Annotated in this window: 15 protein-coding genes; 9 read left to right on the top strand and 6 right to left on the bottom strand. The window is 67.2% G+C overall.

Annotated features, from left to right (window positions below; translation table 11 throughout):
- Window positions 1-2 precede the first annotated feature (2 nt).
- Entirely contained in the window at window positions 3-551 is a 549-nt protein-coding gene (locus DMB37_RS21805; protein ID WP_240771608.1) for a GtrA family protein, read from the bottom strand.
- 147 nt (window positions 552-698) lie between these two features.
- Here DMB37_RS21805 and DMB37_RS21800 point away from each other — a divergent pair, with 147 nt between their 5' ends.
- Together DMB37_RS21800 and DMB37_RS21795 are read left to right on the top strand one after the other, a co-directional pair.
- Entirely contained in the window at window positions 699-1,691 is a 993-nt protein-coding gene (locus DMB37_RS21800) for a glycosyltransferase (RefSeq protein ID WP_135234294.1), read from the top strand.
- Window positions 1,688-3,262, top strand: coding sequence for a DUF2142 domain-containing protein (locus tag DMB37_RS21795; RefSeq protein WP_135234293.1), 1,575 nt, complete (start codon window positions 1,688-1,690; stop codon window positions 3,260-3,262). Before DMB37_RS21800 ends, DMB37_RS21795 begins: the two co-directional genes overlap by 4 nt.
- A 73-nt stretch (window positions 3,263-3,335) precedes the next feature.
- On the opposite strand, the gene rfbB is transcribed toward DMB37_RS21795, so the two are convergent.
- Complete coding sequence (gene rfbB / locus DMB37_RS21790; protein WP_135234292.1) at window positions 3,336-4,349, bottom strand: dTDP-glucose 4,6-dehydratase; 1,014 nt, start codon at window positions 4,347-4,349, stop codon at window positions 3,336-3,338.
- A gap of 308 nt (window positions 4,350-4,657) precedes the next feature.
- Here rfbB and DMB37_RS21785 point away from each other — a divergent pair, with 308 nt between their 5' ends.
- Both DMB37_RS21785 and DMB37_RS21780 read left to right on the top strand, forming a co-directional pair.
- On the top strand, window positions 4,658-5,380 hold the full coding sequence (locus tag DMB37_RS21785) for a hypothetical protein (protein WP_135234291.1): 723 nt from the start codon (window positions 4,658-4,660) through the stop codon (window positions 5,378-5,380).
- Between the two features lie 193 nt (window positions 5,381-5,573).
- A complete protein-coding gene (locus DMB37_RS21780; protein WP_135234290.1) occupies window positions 5,574-6,284 on the top strand; it encodes a hypothetical protein in 711 nt (236 codons plus the stop codon).
- A 132-nt stretch (window positions 6,285-6,416) separates the two neighbouring features.
- Here the strand turns inward: DMB37_RS21780 and DMB37_RS21775 are convergent, their stop codons facing one another.
- Complete coding sequence (locus DMB37_RS21775; protein WP_135234289.1) at window positions 6,417-7,409, bottom strand: alpha/beta hydrolase; 993 nt, start codon at window positions 7,407-7,409, stop codon at window positions 6,417-6,419.
- 236 nt (window positions 7,410-7,645) lie between these two features.
- Between DMB37_RS21775 and rfbA the strand changes: the two genes are divergently transcribed.
- Complete coding sequence (rfbA, locus tag DMB37_RS21770; protein WP_135234288.1) at window positions 7,646-8,518, top strand: glucose-1-phosphate thymidylyltransferase RfbA; 873 nt, start codon at window positions 7,646-7,648, stop codon at window positions 8,516-8,518.
- 2 nt (window positions 8,519-8,520) lie between these two features.
- On the top strand, window positions 8,521-9,069 hold the full coding sequence (locus tag DMB37_RS21765) for a dTDP-4-dehydrorhamnose 3,5-epimerase family protein (protein WP_135234287.1): 549 nt from the start codon (window positions 8,521-8,523) through the stop codon (window positions 9,067-9,069).
- A 66-nt stretch (window positions 9,070-9,135) separates the two neighbouring features.
- Here DMB37_RS21765 and DMB37_RS21760 read toward each other — a convergent pair whose 3' ends face one another.
- Complete coding sequence (locus DMB37_RS21760) at window positions 9,136-10,599, bottom strand: MFS transporter (RefSeq protein ID WP_206055002.1); 1,464 nt, start codon at window positions 10,597-10,599, stop codon at window positions 9,136-9,138.
- A gap of 85 nt (window positions 10,600-10,684) precedes the next feature.
- On the opposite strand from DMB37_RS21760, the gene DMB37_RS21755 reads away from it, so the two are divergent.
- On the top strand, window positions 10,685-11,110 hold the full coding sequence (locus DMB37_RS21755) for a MarR family winged helix-turn-helix transcriptional regulator (protein ID WP_135234286.1): 426 nt from the start codon (window positions 10,685-10,687) through the stop codon (window positions 11,108-11,110).
- 33 nt (window positions 11,111-11,143) lie between these two features.
- Here the strand turns inward: DMB37_RS21755 and DMB37_RS21750 are convergent, their stop codons facing one another.
- A complete protein-coding gene (locus DMB37_RS21750) occupies window positions 11,144-11,992 on the bottom strand; it encodes a helix-turn-helix transcriptional regulator (RefSeq protein ID WP_240771607.1) in 849 nt (282 codons plus the stop codon).
- A 249-nt stretch (window positions 11,993-12,241) separates the two neighbouring features.
- Entirely contained in the window at window positions 12,242-12,817 is a 576-nt protein-coding gene (locus tag DMB37_RS21745) for a DUF4282 domain-containing protein (RefSeq protein WP_135234284.1), read from the bottom strand.
- Between the two features lie 313 nt (window positions 12,818-13,130).
- Between DMB37_RS21745 and DMB37_RS21740 the strand changes: the two genes are divergently transcribed.
- The gene (locus DMB37_RS21740; protein WP_107659908.1) at window positions 13,131-13,613 is read left to right on the top strand and encodes a hypothetical protein; all 483 of its coding nucleotides are present in this window, start codon (window positions 13,131-13,133) and stop codon (window positions 13,611-13,613) included.
- A 265-nt stretch (window positions 13,614-13,878) separates the two neighbouring features.
- A complete protein-coding gene (locus DMB37_RS21735; protein WP_135234283.1) occupies window positions 13,879-16,065 on the top strand; it encodes a molybdopterin-dependent oxidoreductase in 2,187 nt (728 codons plus the stop codon).
- Window positions 16,066-16,092 lie beyond the last annotated feature (27 nt).

The following is a 16,092-nucleotide window of genomic DNA, read 5'->3' as shown; positions in this document are numbered from 1 at the left end:
TCCTATTTCGATTGCTGAGCGTTCGCTGCTCCGTCGCTGCCTGCCTCGTCACCGCGCTCGCCCGCGCCCGTGAAGACGAATTTGTCGTAGGCCCAGTAGCGGAAGATCACCGCCACCATCTGGCCGATGAGCGTGCCGGAGATGTTGTCCGAGAGCGGCGAGGACAGGTCGAGCACGTACCGGGAGAAACCGAGGCACCCCAGTTGCAGGCCGATCGCGACGACATTGAAGACGGCATAGAGAAGGTATTCGCGGCCCGGGTTGTCGGTCTTCTTGTGCGCGAAGGTCCACCACTTGTTGCCGAAATAGGTGACCACCGTGGCCACCGCGATCGCAATGATCTTGGCGGGCAGCGGGTAGTGATAGAGCATGCCCTCGCCGCCCCAGAACACCAGGAGGTTGTAGGTGCCCGCGTCGACGAGGAAGCCGATCGCCCCGACCACCAGGAACGCGCTGCCCTGCCGCAGCGCGGCGAGCACCTTCCCGACGATCGATCCCTGGGCAGGTGGCACGGTCTCGCCCGCCCGCGCGGTCGATTCACTGGTTGGCACGGCCCGACGGTACCGCAGCCCCGGCGCGGCATGGCGCGACCGAAAATTCCCCCGTCGGCGCGCTGAGGTCGGCCACACGTCCGCAGTGAGTTCCCTGTACCCTCCCGGTGTTCCCACATTCACCACCGATCGCGAGGATTGACCCGGGTGGACTCCACCGAGCTTCGAATTGCCGCCGTGGTGCCGTGCCACAACGAGGAGGCGTCCGTCGCCAAGGTCGTGGCCGACCTGCTGGCCGCCGTGCCGGGAATCGTCGTCTATGTCTACGACAACCTGAGTACGGACAAGACGGCCGAGCGCGCCCGCGAGGCCGGTGCGATCGTGCGCCACGAATACACCAAGGGCAAGGGCAATGTGGTGCGCCGCGCCTTCGCCGACATCGAGGCCGATGTCTATCTGATGATCGACGGCGACGACACCTACGAGGCGTCGGCCGCGCCGCTGATGATCAAGACCCTGCTCGACGGTCCGTACGACCACGTGCTCGGCGTCCGCAGGCAGGACGAGAGCGGGTCGGCGTACCGCACGGGCCACGAGACCGGCAACAAGGTGCTCAACGGCGTGGTCGGCAAGGTGTTCGGCGAGAACGTCGAAGACATGCTGAGCGGCTTCCGGGTGTTCTCCCGCCGATTCGTGAAGAGCTTCCCCGCCGTGTCGCGCGAGTTCGAGATCGAGACCGAGCTGACGGTGCACTCGCTGCACCTGCGGGTGCCGCGGACCGCGGTGCCGGTCGGTTTCCGCGACCGCCCCGCGGGCAGCGAGAGCAAGCTGCGCACCTATCACGACGGTTTCAAGATCCTGGCGCTGATCATCGGCCTGGCCAGGCACGAGCGCCCGGTCGCGTTCTACGGCCTGTTCGGCACGCTGAGCTGGCTGGTTTCCATCATTCTGAGCGTCCCGATCGTGGTCGAGTTCTACAACACCGGTGAGGTGCCCCGGTTCCCGACGTTGTTCCTCGCCTTCACATTGCTGCTGCTCGGCAGCCTGGCGTGGACCGCGGGTCTGATCCTGGACGGCATCCGGCGCTCGCGGCACGAGGCCGCGCGACTGGTGTACCTGCGCTATTCCGCGGTGAGCGCGGACGAGCACCAGCCCAACGGCAACGGCGGTGACGCCCGCACCGGCGGAGCAGGACTGTGACCACCGCGGCGGAGGACACCGAATCGAGTTCGGCACGGGCGCTGGACGAATCGGCTGCTGAATCGGCCAACGGGTCGATGAAGACCACCTCGGTCGAGGCTCCGGCCAAGTCCGGGTCGGCTCGTGACTTCGGCGCGCGGATCGTGACGCGGCTCGGCGGGGCAACGGTCGCGTTCACCGTGCTCGTCGCGATCTTCGGCGGGCTGTTCACCGTTCTCACGCCGCCCTTCTGGGGCCACGACGAGATCACCCAGTTCGGCCGCGCCTACCAGGTCGCGCACGGCGGGCTGTTGCCGCAGCAGATTCACGACACGCGCGGCGTCGCCTACGGCGGCGATGTGCCGAAAAGCATCACCGCCGTAATGGGTTACGCGCTGCGCGACTACACGACCAACCCCGAAGAGCCGGGCTCGATGGTCGAGGACCCGGGCGCCTACGACCGGCTCGGCGGGGCCGCGGTCTCCGACGCCACCGAACCGGTCTGGTTCACCAACACCGCCGCCTACTCGCCGGTGCCGTATATCCCTGCCGCCGTGGGTATTCGACTGGCCGAGCTGTTCGGGCTCGACGTCGGCGGGATGATCGCGCTGACCAGGCTCGCCGGGCTGCTCGCCTACCTGACGGTGGTCGGCTTCGGTCTGTACGCGCTGCGCAGGCATCGGGTGCAGTGGCTGGCGTTCACCGTCGCGGTGCTGCCGATCGCGGTGTTCCAAGCGGGCACCGTCACCGCGGACACCATGACCAACGCGTTGGCCATCATGGTGTCGGCGCTGCTGGTGAAGTCGCTGTTCCTCGGCGACCGGCTCGGTCGCGTGGAAACCGGTGCGCTGCTTGCCGCGACGATCCTGCTGCCGGTGAGCAAGCCGACCTATGTACTGCTCGCAATGCTGGTGGTGCTGGTGCCCGCGGACCGGCTGGGCTTCGCCGGTTGGCGGCGCTGGATCCCGTGGGCCTTCGCGGCCGCGGGCGGCCTGGTCTTCGCCGCGTGGATGAAGATCGCGGCACCCACCGGCGACGGCATGGGGCTGATGCGGCCCGAGCACCAGTGGCGCTCGGTGCAGCCGGGCGAGCAGCTGCGCGGAATTCTCACCGATCCAGGGCATTTCATCTCCGTGTTCGGCGAGAGCATCGCACTGCGCGACCAACGGTGGTTCAGCCAGTTCTTCGGTGAGCTCGGTTTCGCCTACATCGATGTCCCCGCGCTGACGATGCTGGCCTGCCTGTTCGCCTTCGCGGTGAGCATCGGTGTCGCGGATCGGCTGAGCGCGGCCACCTTCCGGCGCACCCTGCTCGTCGCACTGACCGTGGCGGCCAGCGTGGCGATGATCTACGTGACGCTGTACATGTCGTTCACGCCGGTCGGCTACTACATCATCGACGGTGTGCAGGGCCGCTACTTCGTGCCGCTGGCCATCATCGCCTTCGCGGTACTGCTGCGCTGGATGCCGTTGCGGCTCACCAACATCGCGGGCCGCACCCCGACCGTCGGCCCCGCGGTCACCGTCATCGTCGCCACCGTGATCGCCCTCATCGGCGCGGTCTGGAAGTACTACGACATCGTTTGGGGCTGAGCCGGATCGTTCTTGATTTCCCGCACCTGGAATCGCAGGCGAATCTCGGTGCGGGAAAACGGAAAGTGTGCGGCTAGTCGGTTGGGGTGAGGGTCTGTTCGCCCGCCGCCACGTACGCGCGCTCGGTGATGGCTTTGTAGGGGCGCCACCAGGATTCGTTGTCGCGGTACCACTGGACGGTCGCCGCGAGGCCCGCGCGGAAGTCGGCGTAGCGCGGGGCCCAGCCGAGTTCGGTGCGCAGCAGCGTCGCGTCGATGGCGTAGCGCTGGTCGTGGCCCGGTCGATCGGTGACGTGGTCGAAGTCGTCCGGGTCGCGGTCGAAGGCCTGCAGGATCATCCGCACCACGGACTTGTTGTCCAGTTCGCCGTCGGCGCCGATCAGATAGGTCTGCCCGATCCGGCCGCGCTCCAGGATGTCCCACACGGCGCGGTTGTGGTCGTCGACGTGGATCCAGTCGCGCACCTGATGGCCGGCGCCGTAGAGCCGCGGCCGGACGCCATCGATCAAATTGGTGATCTGGCGCGGGATGAACTTCTCCACATGCTGATACGGGCCGTAGTTGTTGCTGCAGTTCGACAGCGTGGCGCGGACACCGAACGAGCGGGTCCAGGCGCGCACCAGCAGATCACTCGAGGCCTTGGTGGCCGAGTACGGGCTCGACGGGTTGTACGGGGTGCGTTCGGTGAACGCGGGCTCGTCAGGGGTGAGATCGCCGTAGACCTCGTCGGTGGAGACGTGGTGGTAGCGCACGTCGTAGCGGCGCACGGCCTGCAGCAGTGAATAGGTGCCGATGATATTGGTCTGCACGAACGGCCACGGCTCGGCCAGCGAGTTGTCGTTGTGCGATTCGGCGGCGAAATGCACCACCGCGTCGACGCCACTGACCAGCTCGTCGACCAGATCGAGGTCGGCGATATCGCCGTGCACGAAATCGATCCGGTCGGCCACCGGGTCCAGCGAGGCGCGATTTCCCGCGTAGGTCAGTGCGTCGAGCACCGTTACGGTGGTTTCGGGACGGTCGGCAACGGTCTGCTTGACGAAGTTGGCTCCGATGAATCCGGCTCCGCCGGTGACAAGCAAGCGCACCCCATGACTCTACTTCGGTGGGTGCACGACAGCGGGATCGGCGCAACAGCAGGAGATCTCAGCCGATCCGCCAGAGTTGCGCTCTGTGACCTTCGTCTCATACCCTCCGGTAGATATAGGACGGCCAGTCCGGTTCGCCGCCCAAAACCACGGCAGGCGTGCATATTTCCGCAACCCCACCATGCCATGGGTCTCTTTGGTGAACAAAATTTGAATAAAAGGTCACAACCGGTTCACCACTCGTTAGCTGGTCTAGATTTCGATCGTCTAGTCCCCTCCGAACGCTTCACATCGAGGTTTTCAACACAATGCTGATGAGGAAATTCGCCGCGACGTCGGCGCTGCTGATCGCCGCCCTCGGCGTGACGGCAGGCACCGTCAACGCCGCTCCGGCCCCCGAGGCAGAAAGCGGAGCCGTCAACTTCACGGCGAGCTCTACCGCCACCCAGTCCATCATCACGACCGATGCCGGTTCCATGGTCGTCGAAGACGGTATTTTCAAGATCAAGGCCGCCAACGGCACCACCATCGCGGGTACCGACCTGAAGTTCCGCGTGGATGAGTTCGAGTTCCCGATCGCGGCCGACATCTCCGACCGCACTGCGACGCTGACCCCGCAAATCGACATGGACAAGGCGACCTACAAGCCGGTCGCCCTGCCCTTCGAGGACAAGGCACCGTGGAAGTCCGAGTACGACCGTGAGCAGGCCGCCTGGAGCCGACTGACCAGCACCATCTCGATGGGTGCCACCGTCGGCACGCTCGTCGGTGGTCTCGGCGGCGCGGCCGTCGGCTGCGTGCTCGGCGGCATCCTCGGTGCCACCGCCGCCTCGGCCACCATCATCGGCCTGTTCGGCCCCTTCCTTCCGGCCGCTGCCATCGGCTGCCTCGGCGGCATCATCGCCGTCGGCGCCCTCGGCACCGTGGCCGGCCAGATCCTGGTGACCGCCCCGGTCGCCATCGGCGCGGCGATCCAGTACTTCACCACGATCAACCAGCCGTTCAACGCGCCCCCCGCGCCGCCGAAGTAGAGCCGAGAAGCTCTCTTATCCAACTGAATCGATCCACAACTGAGTTCGCATAACTGAAGAAGCGAGCCAGAGGAACCCCCGCTCGACAGCCCCGTGGGGCGGGGGTTCCACCGGCCCGGCCGTGTTACTGAAGTGTGCGATCAGTTTCCGGCCCCCACCCCCTGCCACAAGCACCTGGATGAGGACCACGATCATGCTTATCAAGAAATTTGCCGCTACCTCGGCACTGCTCATCGCCGCGCTCGGCGTCACCGCAGGCACTGTGAACGCTGCCCCCGAGGCGGGCGCAGACGCAGTCAACTTCACCGCCGAGGCGGTGAACCAGACCTCCATCATCAAGACCGATGCCGGCTCGATGGTCGTCGAGGACGGCGTGTTCAAGATCAAGGCCGCCAACGGCGACGTGGTCGCGGGCACCCCGCTGAAGTTCCGGGTCGACGAGTTCGAGTTCCCGATCGCGGCGAACATCTCCGATCGCACCGCGACGCTGACCCCGCAGTTCGAGATGGACAAGGCGACCTACAAGCCGGTCGCGCTGCCGTTCGAGGACAAGGCGCCGTGGAAGAACGACTACGACCGTGAGCAGGCGGCCTGGAGCCGGATGACCAGCACCATCTCGATGGGTGCCACCATCGGCACCCTGGTCGGTGGCCTGGGCGGCGCGGCGGTCGGTTGTGTGCTCGGCGGCATCCTCGGTGCTGCTGCGGCCTCGGCCACCATCATCGGCCTGTTCGGCCCGTTCCTGCCTGCCGCTGCCATCGGCTGCCTCGGCGGCATCATCGCCGTCGGCGCCCTCGGCGTCGTCGCAGGCCAGATCCTGGTGACCGCCCCGGTCGCCATCGGCGCGGCGATCCAGTACTTCACAACGATCAACCAGCCGCCGGTGCCCGCGCCTGCCAAGTAGGCAACGCGCACAACCGAATACGAAGCAGAACCCCGCTCGGCCATTGCCGGGCGGGGTTTTTCGTTGTCCCGGCATGCGCGAGCCCCGTCCCGGCCACAGCGGAACGGGGCTCGCCTGGACAGGCCGGCCGGCTTACGCCGTCCGCGCCTGTTGGCCTTCCTCGATCCGAGCCCGGACGAAGCGCGACACCCTGGCCAGGGCCGCCCTGCTCTCCGGCAGGCTCGGTGCGATGCTCATGAACGCGTGCACCTGGCCGCGCCAGAGCTCCACCGCGTTCGGCACGCCTGCCGCGGTGAGCCGCTGCGCCATCAACTCGCAGTCGTAGCGGAGCACCTCGTCTTCGGCGGCGATCAGCAGCACCGGCGGCAGGCCCGCCAGGAGCCCGTTGACCGGGGACAGCAGCGGGTCGAGCTTGCCGTCGATCTCCGCGCCGATGCGGACCACGGCTTCCAGTGCGAGCAGCGGGATGTACGGATCTTTCCGCACATTCATGTGAGTTCGCTTCGCGGCGTAGTCCAGGTCGAGCAGCGGACTCAGTCCGACCAGTCCGGCGGGGGCGGGCAGGCCCACCTCGATCGCGCGCAGTGCGGTGGCGAAGGCCAGGTAACCGCCCGCCGAGTCACCGGCGAAGACGATCCGGCGGGCGTCCGCGCCGTGGCGCAACAGCCAGCGGTAGGCGGTGAGACAGTCGTCGACCGAGTTGGTGATGCGCCTGCTCGGCAACTGCCGATAGTCGACGTTCACCACGGGCAGGCCCGTGCGCCGCGCCAGGCTCGCCGCGACCGGCCGGTGGGTACGCAACCCGCAGACCGCGAATCCGCCGCCGTGCATGTATAGCAGGGCGCCGTGGCGCAGTGCCCTGGCCGCGCCAGCGGGCCGCACGATCTCCATCCGGAAACCGTTGAGCGACACCTGCTCCCGATCGATGCCCTGCGGCTCCGGCCGCAACCTGGCGAGTGTGTCGATCGCCAGCGCGCCGATCGGGATGGTCGCGCGGGTGATCGGTGCGGCGCGCAACGCGGGGCGGACCACGCCGAGGCAGGCCGCCAGGACCAGACGCGCGGGGGCACTCAGATTCTCCGGATTCATGACAGTGGCTGACTCGCCGACCCTGGTCGCTGCCATCGCGCACCTACCTCACCAACTGGCGCGCCGAGCCACGACCGAGCGGTCCCAGGCGAGCTGTCGGCGCTGACATCTCACACAGTGTTGTTTCAGAACACCATGCTTGTGTGACCTAAGCAACAGAATCGCTGAACCGACCGCTCCGGAAACCGTGAACGCCGATTCCGTAATCAATTCGACGAACACTCGGAACCTCGCCGACGCTTGGCGCAGGCCGAACTGGCAGACTCCTGGTCATGCGGGGAATTATCTTGGCGGGTGGTACCGGCTCCCGGTTACACCCGATTACACGCGGGGTCAGCAAGCAGCTGGTCCCGGTCTACGACAAGCCCATGGTCTACTACCCGCTGTCCACACTGATGCTCGCGGGCATCCGCGACATCCTCGTCATCACCACGCCCGAGGACGCCGACGCGTTCGGCAGGCTGCTCGGCGACGGCGCGCAGTTCGGCCTCTCGATCAGCTACGTGGTGCAGCCCGAGCCGGACGGTCTGGCCCGCGCCTTCGTGCTCGGCGCCGACCACATCGGCACCGACAACGCGGCGCTGGTGCTCGGCGACAACATCTTTCACGGCCCCGGGCTCGGCACCAGCCTGAACCGCTTCGCCGGGATCGATGGCGGTGCGGTGTTCGCCTACTGGGTATCGGACCCGACGGCATACGGCGTGGTCGAGTTCACCGAGGGACGCGCGGTGTCCATCGAGGAGAAGCCCAAGACCCCGCGCTCGAACTACGCCATCCCCGGGCTGTACTTCTACGACAACGACGTGGTCGAGATCGCGCGCACGCTACGGCCTTCCGCGCGTGGCGAATACGAGATCACCGACATCAATCGGGCCTACCTGGAACAGGATCGGCTGCGGGTCGACGTGCTCGCGCGCGGCACGGCCTGGCTCGACACCGGCACCTTCGACTCCCTGCTCGACGCCGCCAACTACGTGCGCACCATCGAGGAGCGGCAGGGCCTCAAGATCGGCGTGCCGGAGGAGGTGGCCTGGCGGATGGGCTATATCGACGACGAACAGCTGTGCAAGCTGGCCGAACCGCTGACCCGCTCCGGTTACGGCAGCTACCTGCTCGACATCCTCGAACGCGGCCGGGACTGGTGAGCATGGAGTTCCGGGAGCTCGACGTCCCCGGCGCCTGGGTGATCACCCCGCGCCAGCTCGGCGACGGCCGCGGCATGTTTCTCGAGGGATTCAAGGCCTCGGAGTTCGAGAAGGTGACGGGCCGGCCGTTCGATCTGCGGCAGGTGAACTGCTCGGTCTCGGCCGCCGGGGTGCTGCGCGGCATCCACTACACCGAGGATCCGCCGGGCCAGGCGAAGTACGTAACCTGTGTGCGCGGTGCGTTTCTCGACGTGGTCGTCGACCTGCGCCCCGGTTCACCCACCTACGGACGCTGGGACAGCGTGCTGCTCGACGATGTCGACCGGCGCTCGATGTTCCTGTCCGAGGGGCTCGGTCACGCGATCCTCTCGCTGGAGGACAACTCCACCGTCACCTATCTGTGCTCGCTGGAGTACACGCCCGAATTCGACAGGGACATCGATGCTTTCGATCCGCAGCTCGGCATCGACTGGCCGACGGTCGGCCGCGACGGTAGCCCGCTGACCTTCATCCGCTCGGCCAAAGACACTGCCGCACCGCCCTTTTCCTGAGTAGCACGAAACAGGCCGGCACCACCTCGCGGTGGCACCGGCCTTTTTCGTGTCGGCTGTCGGAGGTCAGCCGACGAGCTCGAGCTCCGGTTCCGGAGCACGCTCGGCCTGCTTGGCGCGCTTGCCGAAGAAGGCCGAAAGGGCAACCAGCGCACCGACGATGGAGACGGCCGCGGCGAAGATCAGGCCGGGACGGTAGGTGTCCAGCATCGCCGTCGGCGAGGTGTCACCGTGGCTGCCCGACGCGATGATCGCGGTGGTCACCGCGAGCACGATGGCCGCACCCACCTGCATCGAGGTCTGCAGCACGCCTGCCGCGAGACCCTGCTCGTCGTCGTCGATTCCGTTGGTCGCCTGAATGTTGATGGCGGGGAAGCCGACCCAGCCGATGCCGATCAGCATGATCGCGGGCAGCAGCATCGTCCAGTACGACGGCGCGGTGTCCAGTCGCAGGAACATCAGGTAGCCGACGGCCATCACGGCCATGGTGACGCCGATGATCGGGCCGGTGCCGAACCGGTCGACCAGCTTGTCGGAGAACACCGCGGACAGCGCGACCATCAGGCCGACCGGCAGCAGCGCCATCGACAGCTTCAGCGGCGACCAGCCCAGAGTGTCCTGCATGTACAGGGTCACGATGAACTGCCAGCTGAAGTAGGAACCGGCCACCGCGACGATCGCCAAGCTGGCGCGGACCAGCGAGACCTTGCGCAAGATGCCGAGCCGGACCAGCGGGTGCTTGACCCGCTTCTCCACCGCGACGAAGCCGGCGAACAAGACCAGCACCGCGGCGAACGAACCGAGGGTGCGCGCGGACGCCCAGCCCGCTTCCGGCGCCGTGACGACGGTGTAGACCAGCAGCAGCATCGCGGAGGTGGACAGCAGCGCGCCGAACAGGTCGTGGCCGCCTTCCTCGGCGGGCTTGTCCTTGGGCACCAGCACCCACGCCGCGGCCAGCGCGGCCAGCGCGATCGGGACCGGCAGCAGGAAGGTCCAGCGCCAGCCGACCCCGGTCATCAGGCCACCGAACAGCAGGCCGGACGAGTACCCGCCCGCGCCGAACACGGTGTAGATGGACAGCGCCTTGTTACGGGCCGGGCCCTCGGCGAAGTTGGTGGTGATGATCGACAGGCCGGTCGGCGCGGTGAACGCGGCCGCCAGGCCCTTGATGAATCGGGTGAGGATGAGCAGCGGCCCGGAGCTGACCAGGCCACCGGCCAGCGAGGCGACGGCGAAGACGGCCAGTGCGATCAGGAAGACCTTGCGGCGCCCGAACAGGTCGGCGGTGCGTCCGCCGAGCAGCAGCAGGCCGCCGTAGCCGAGGATGTAGCCGCTGACCAGCCACTGCAGGGTGGAGGTCGAGAGATCCAATTCATTGCCGATGGACGGCAGCGCTACGCCGATCATCGAGACGTCGAGGCCATCGAGGAACAGCACGATGCACAACGTGATCAGCATGCCCCAAAGCCGGGTTGTCCATACGTTCGCGTCGGTCGCGGAGGCGGCCGCCGGGGTTGCCGGTGAAGTCATGCGGGGTACGTTACATGCGCACGCATTAAATGCCAACACATTTAATGCAGTTGCATAGACCTCCGGCGGCCACTAGGATGGGGCCATGTCGAACCCGTCGGCAATCGAGACAGCCCGGCGCACCGTCGCGCCGACCGGGCTGGTTGGCGAGTGGCGTGAGCTGCTCGACCGGCATGCGACGGTGAGTTGCGCACTGGAAAAAGCGCTACAGGGACAGCATCGGATCGGACTCAGCGAGTTCGAGACGCTGGACCGGCTGGTCGACGCCAACTGTGGCGACTATCGGATGAGCGATCTGGCCAACGACATCTACCTCAGCCAAAGCGCGCTCTCGCGTGCGGTGGCCCGGCTCGAACGCGACGGCCTCGTCTCGCGCACCATGTGCCCCGAGGACCGTCGCGCCGTGTTCGTCTGCCTCACCGAGAAGGGCCGCGAGGTCTACCAGCAGGCACTGCCCACCCACCGTGCGGTGCTGAGCGACACGTGGCCCTCGCCCGGTCGAAAGTGCTGAGGCCCAGCCGAAACTGCTGAGGCACAACAGACTTCAGACGGCGCAGCTCTCGCGCGCTGCTTCGATGCGTTCGCGTGCGTCCACCGCCACCGCACCCAGGCTCGCGAAAGCCCTTCGGTACCGGTCGATGTCGTTCTCCTTGTCCAGGTAGACCGGTCCGGTGAACGCCTCGACGTAGACCACCGGCGGCTCGGGCTGCTCACCGACCCGCAACTCGGGGAATTCGAGCATGACGAACCGGCCCGAGTCCATGCCCTCGTGGTAGCCGGAATCCGGTGGCACCACCTGGATTCCGACGTTGGGCAGGTCGCACATCTGCCGCAGGTGCGCCAGCTGCCCGGCGGCCACCTCGGCCCCGCCGATGCGGCGCCACAGCACGCTTTCGCTGATCACCGCGTCGAGCTGCAGCGGCGCGTCGGCCCGGGTGACGAGTGCCTGCCGGGCCATTCGCAGCTGCACCCGGCGATCGATCTCGCTCGCGGACATATCGGGGCGCGCGGCCGCCAGCAGCGCCCGCGTGTACGCCTCGGTCTGCAACAGGCCGGGCACCAGTTCGTTCTCGTAGGTCGACAGCCGGGACGCGGCCTCCTCGAGGCCGATGTACACCTCGAAACCCTCGGCGATGACGTCACCGTAGGCGGTCCACCACCCCCGCGCCTTGGTCTCCCGCGCCAAGGCGGTGAGCGGACCGATCAGATCGGACGGCGCGCCGTAGACCTTGCACATCGCCTCGACATCGAGGCTGCGCAAGGAGGTTTGGCCCGTCTCGATCCGCCAGATCTTGGCCTCCGACCATTCCAGCTGCTGAGCCGCCGTCCTGGTGGTCATCCGGGCGCGATTGCGCAGATCACGCAAATGACGCCCCAGCTGGCGCCGGGGCATCGTCGATCCAGTGGTCCCCTGCGGTAAAGCCATAAGTTTGTTCCCCCCTCGTTGCCGTGCGCCGGTCGCACTGCCGAACCCCTCACGAGTTCGTCATTGTGACCATCCCTACCAGATGCTGTCGTCGGTATACCGGCATCCAAACAGCATTGTTTCACAGCAAAACGGACATAGGTCACGATGGATGTCACAGCTAGGCCGGTGGCAAAACAACGCCAAATGCCCTGTGCCTGGCGAGATTCGATGCGTCTACCTGCGCGAGCCGCCCTTGCGGAAGCGCCAGAACTGCACGGCGCGAACGTCTTCGGAGAGCTGATTGACCGGTTCGGCGACATCGGACAGCGCCTGGAACAAATCGTCGGCCAGCTCGCTGATGTGCTCCACCCTGGTCGCCAACCGGGACGCGTTCACCAGGAATTCCAGCATCAGGCGCACCGCGGCCGCGATGGTCAGCCCCAACGGAATTCCGATCACCGCGGCAAGCACCCCCAGCACCGCGGAGACCCGCCACATGAGTACTGTCAGCGCGATCGGAACGGCGCAGGCGAACACCAGACCGAGGATGTAGGCCAGCGGCAGCAGCGTTCGGGTGGCGGGCCGCCGGAACTGCACATCGAGCAAGCCGCGCGCCGCCTCGACACTCCACTGGCCGAAGGCGCGCGGACTCTCGAACGGCTCGGCCGGTTGCTCCTCCTCGATGACAGCGGCGCGGGAGAACCGGCGGGTCGCTGATTCTTTCCAGGTGATCCACCGCGATTCGGCTTCGTACCCCGCCGGGTCGGGTAGCTCGGTCCCCTTGCCCGCACCGGTGGACTCATCGCTCATGGTCGAAATCCTCCCCGCAATCCCACATCCGAGCCAGCCGGAGAAGTAGCGCAGACCACATCAGTCCCATCATCCTCAGCGGTCGCGCAGTAATGACGCAGCGAAAGGACAGGTCAGCGACTCGAAGTAGCCGGGGGACAACACAATTTGCGAAGCTCGAGCAACGTCATAGCAATTTGCTTTCAAGGGTGCCTGAAAGAGACGTAGCCAACACTGACGAAGAAGTTTCGAAGATCGCGTAACGCTGCGGACAGCTGGCACCGATACGACCCATGAATGCAGGACCCAGATCTACCGGGGAATGGAGAGAACAGTGCGCACCACGTTTCCGACTTCCGTCTCGGCGGCCGCTATGACCGCCGCTGCGCAGGACTACACCCAGCGCGGATGGACGGTCGCAGAAACGGCCAACGGTCTCTGCCTGATCACCGATGACGACCTTTCGGCCATCGAGGTCAGCGGCGAGCTGGCCGGCGAGGTTCGCCGCTTTCTGCGGGCGAACAATCTTTCCGGCCCGGTCATCGAACTGCCCGGCGCGGAGCGTCGCGAGATCCACCTGGTCACCGGCGTCCGCAAGGCCGCTATGGCGCTCGAGGCGCTGACCGCCGCGGGTGCCATCGTGCACACCGACGGCGCGACCGTCCCGCTGCCGCCCACCCACCTGCTGGCCGGTTCGGCCTGCTGGGGTGTCGCACCGGGCGAGGCCCGCTGGGTTCCGCCGGTGGTCGCGATCAGCGCCGCCGTCCGGGCCGCGACCGCGCAGAAGCGCGACCAGCTCACCAGCGTCGCCTGCTAGAGGTTTTGCACGACGGCCGGGTGACCCCCGGCCACTACGACCGATATCCGATTCGCGTCGACAGCCCCGGCGCTCCGGTATCGGTCGTTCTGCTTCCAGCAGTCGCTCGGTCGATATGAGGGGCGCCGCAGCCGCCCTGGACACCCGCACCCCGTACTTCGATGTACCGAAGTAGAGGTAGCGGGTATCGGTCGTCGTAGCCTGCACCTGCCTCGCATATCCCGTGTGCTCTTTCCAGACCGGCCATAGCGCGGGAGGATGTGCCATGGCCTCGATCACGGATTCACGCAACCTGTTGCGCACCTGCCCGCTCTGCGAGGCGGTGTGCGGACTCGAGCTCACCCTCGATTCCGATGACCATGTGACCTCGGTCCGCGGCGACAAGCAGGACCCCTTCAGCAAGGGATTCATCTGTCCCAAGGGGGCGAGCTTCGGTCATCTCGACGAAGACCCCGATCGGGTGACCGAGCCGATGATTCGCGACCGGGCCACCGATACCTGGCGGACCGCCTCGTGGAACGAGGCGTTCGATCTGATCGCGGAACGCTTTCCCGCGGTGCTCGCCGAACATGGAAAACAGGCGGCGGCAGCCTATCTGGGCAACCCGAACGCACACACCGTGGCTGGGGCGCTCTATGTTCCTGTGCTGCTGCGCGCGTTGAGCACCAAGAACCTTTTCTCGGCGAGTACCGCCGACCAGATGCCCAAGCAGGTGGCCAGCGGGCTGATGTTCGGCGATCCGCTCACGGTGCCGGTCCCGGATCTGGATCGCACCGATTACCTGCTGATGCTCGGCGCGAATCCGCTGGAGTCGAATGGGTCGCTGTGCACCGCACCGGATTTCCCCGGGCGATTGAAGGCGTTGCAGCGCCGCGGCGGCCGGTTCGTGGTGGTGGACCCGCGCGTCACCCGGACCGCGAAGCTGGCCGACGAGCACCTGTTCATCCGACCAGGCAGCGACGCGTACCTGCTGTTCGGCATCGTGCACACGCTGTTCGCCGAGCAGCTCACCGACCTGCGGGTCGAGGTCGCCGGGCTCGACGAACTGCGCACGGCCGCAGCGGCCTTCAGCCCCGACTCGGTGGCGGTACGCACCGGGGTGCCCGCAGCGACGGTGATCCGCCTCGCCCGCGAGCTCGCGGCCGCGCCGACCGCGGCGGTGTACGCCAGGATCGGCACCTGCACAGCGGAGTTCGGCACCATCACCCAGTGGCTCGTCGATGCGATCAACGCGTTGACCGGCAACCTGGACGCGCCGGGCGGGGCGATGTTCGCCACCGCGGCGGCGGGCGGGATCACGCGCAGCAGGCCGTTCCGGCTCGGCCGCTGGACCAGCCGGGTGCGGGGACTGCCCGAGGCGATGGGTGAACTGCCGGTCGCGACGCTGGCCGACGAGATCCTCACCCCGGGCGAGGGGCAGATCCGCGCGCTGGTGACGGTCGCGGGCAACCCGGTGCTGTCCGCGCCGAGCGGTGCCCGGCTCGACGCCGCCTTCGCCCAGCTCGACTTCATGGTCAGCGTGGACCGCTACCGCAACGAAACCACCAGGCACGCCGACGTGATCCTGCCGCCGCCGCGACCGGTGCAGTCACCGCACTACGACTTCGCCCTGCTGCAGTTCGCGGTGCACAACTACGCCCACTACTCCCGGCCGTTGGTGCCGCTCGGCGATCGCCCGTCGGAGTCGGGGGTGCTGGCGCGCCTGGCCGCGGCGGTCTCGGGCATGCCGCACGAGGGTGCGGACGGGGTGGACCCGCTCACCGGAGTGGACGAACTGATCATCGCGGGCATGCTGCAGAAAGCCGGAATGGCGGACCGGCGCGGTGAATTGATCGGGACCGACACCACCGAACAGCGCCTCGACCTGATGCTTCGCCTCGGGCCGTACGGCGAATGGAACGGCGGCACGCTGAATCTGCAAGTGCTGCTCGACAATCCGCACGGTATCGACCTCGGGCCGTTGCAGCCGAAGCTGCCCGGCGCGCTGCGCACCGAGTCGAAGAAGGTGGAACTCGCACCGCGGCAGCTGCTCGACGATGTGGCCAGGATGCGGGCCCGGCTGGCCGACACCGCGCCGGACGTGGTGCTGATCGGGCGGCGTCAGCTGCGGTCCAACAACAGCTGGATGCACAACATCGGCCAGCTGGTGAGCGGGTCGAATCGGTGCACGCTGCATATCAATCCGGCCGATGTGGCGCGGCTCGGGCTAGGCGAGCACGCGGTGGTGAAGTCGGCGGCGGGCACGCTGACGGTGCCGCTGGAGCCGACCGAGACGATCATGCCCGGCGTGGTGAGCCTGCCGCACGGCTGGGGCCACACCGACAGCACGCAGACGGTGGCGCGGGCGCACGCGGGCGTCAATGCCAATGTGCTGACCGATGATTCGGTGGTCGACGTGCCCTCGGGCAACGCGGTCTTCAACGGTGTCCCGGTGACCCTGAACCCGGCGTGACGCGCGTGGGGGAACCCCTCGCCTGCA

This window comes from Nocardia sp. CS682 (assembly GCF_004634405.1).
GTDB classification, from domain to species: Bacteria; Actinomycetota; Actinomycetes; order Mycobacteriales; family Mycobacteriaceae; genus Nocardia; species Nocardia ninae.
This window is presented reverse-complemented; position numbering and strand designations above follow the sequence as displayed.

Coding starts and splice junctions, on each gene's coding strand:
- DMB37_RS21780 (WP_135234290.1), top strand. CDS start 5,574: ATGCTTATCAAGAAATTTGCCGCTACCTCGGCACTGCTCATCGCCGCG.
- DMB37_RS21750 (WP_240771607.1), bottom strand. CDS start 11,992: ATGCCCCGGCGCCAGCTGGGGCGTCATTTGCGTGATCTGCGCAATCGC.
- DMB37_RS21785 (WP_135234291.1), top strand. CDS start 4,658: ATGCTGATGAGGAAATTCGCCGCGACGTCGGCGCTGCTGATCGCCGCC.
- DMB37_RS21760 (WP_206055002.1), bottom strand. CDS start 10,599: ATGACTTCACCGGCAACCCCGGCGGCCGCCTCCGCGACCGACGCGAAC.
- DMB37_RS21775 (WP_135234289.1), bottom strand. CDS start 7,409: ATGGCAGCGACCAGGGTCGGCGAGTCAGCCACTGTCATGAATCCGGAG.
- rfbA (WP_135234288.1), top strand. CDS start 7,646: ATGCGGGGAATTATCTTGGCGGGTGGTACCGGCTCCCGGTTACACCCG.
- DMB37_RS21735 (WP_135234283.1), top strand. CDS start 13,879: ATGGCCTCGATCACGGATTCACGCAACCTGTTGCGCACCTGCCCGCTC.
- DMB37_RS21745 (WP_135234284.1), bottom strand. CDS start 12,817: ATGAGCGATGAGTCCACCGGTGCGGGCAAGGGGACCGAGCTACCCGAC.
- DMB37_RS21755 (WP_135234286.1), top strand. CDS start 10,685: ATGTCGAACCCGTCGGCAATCGAGACAGCCCGGCGCACCGTCGCGCCG.
- DMB37_RS21765 (WP_135234287.1), top strand. CDS start 8,521: ATGGAGTTCCGGGAGCTCGACGTCCCCGGCGCCTGGGTGATCACCCCG.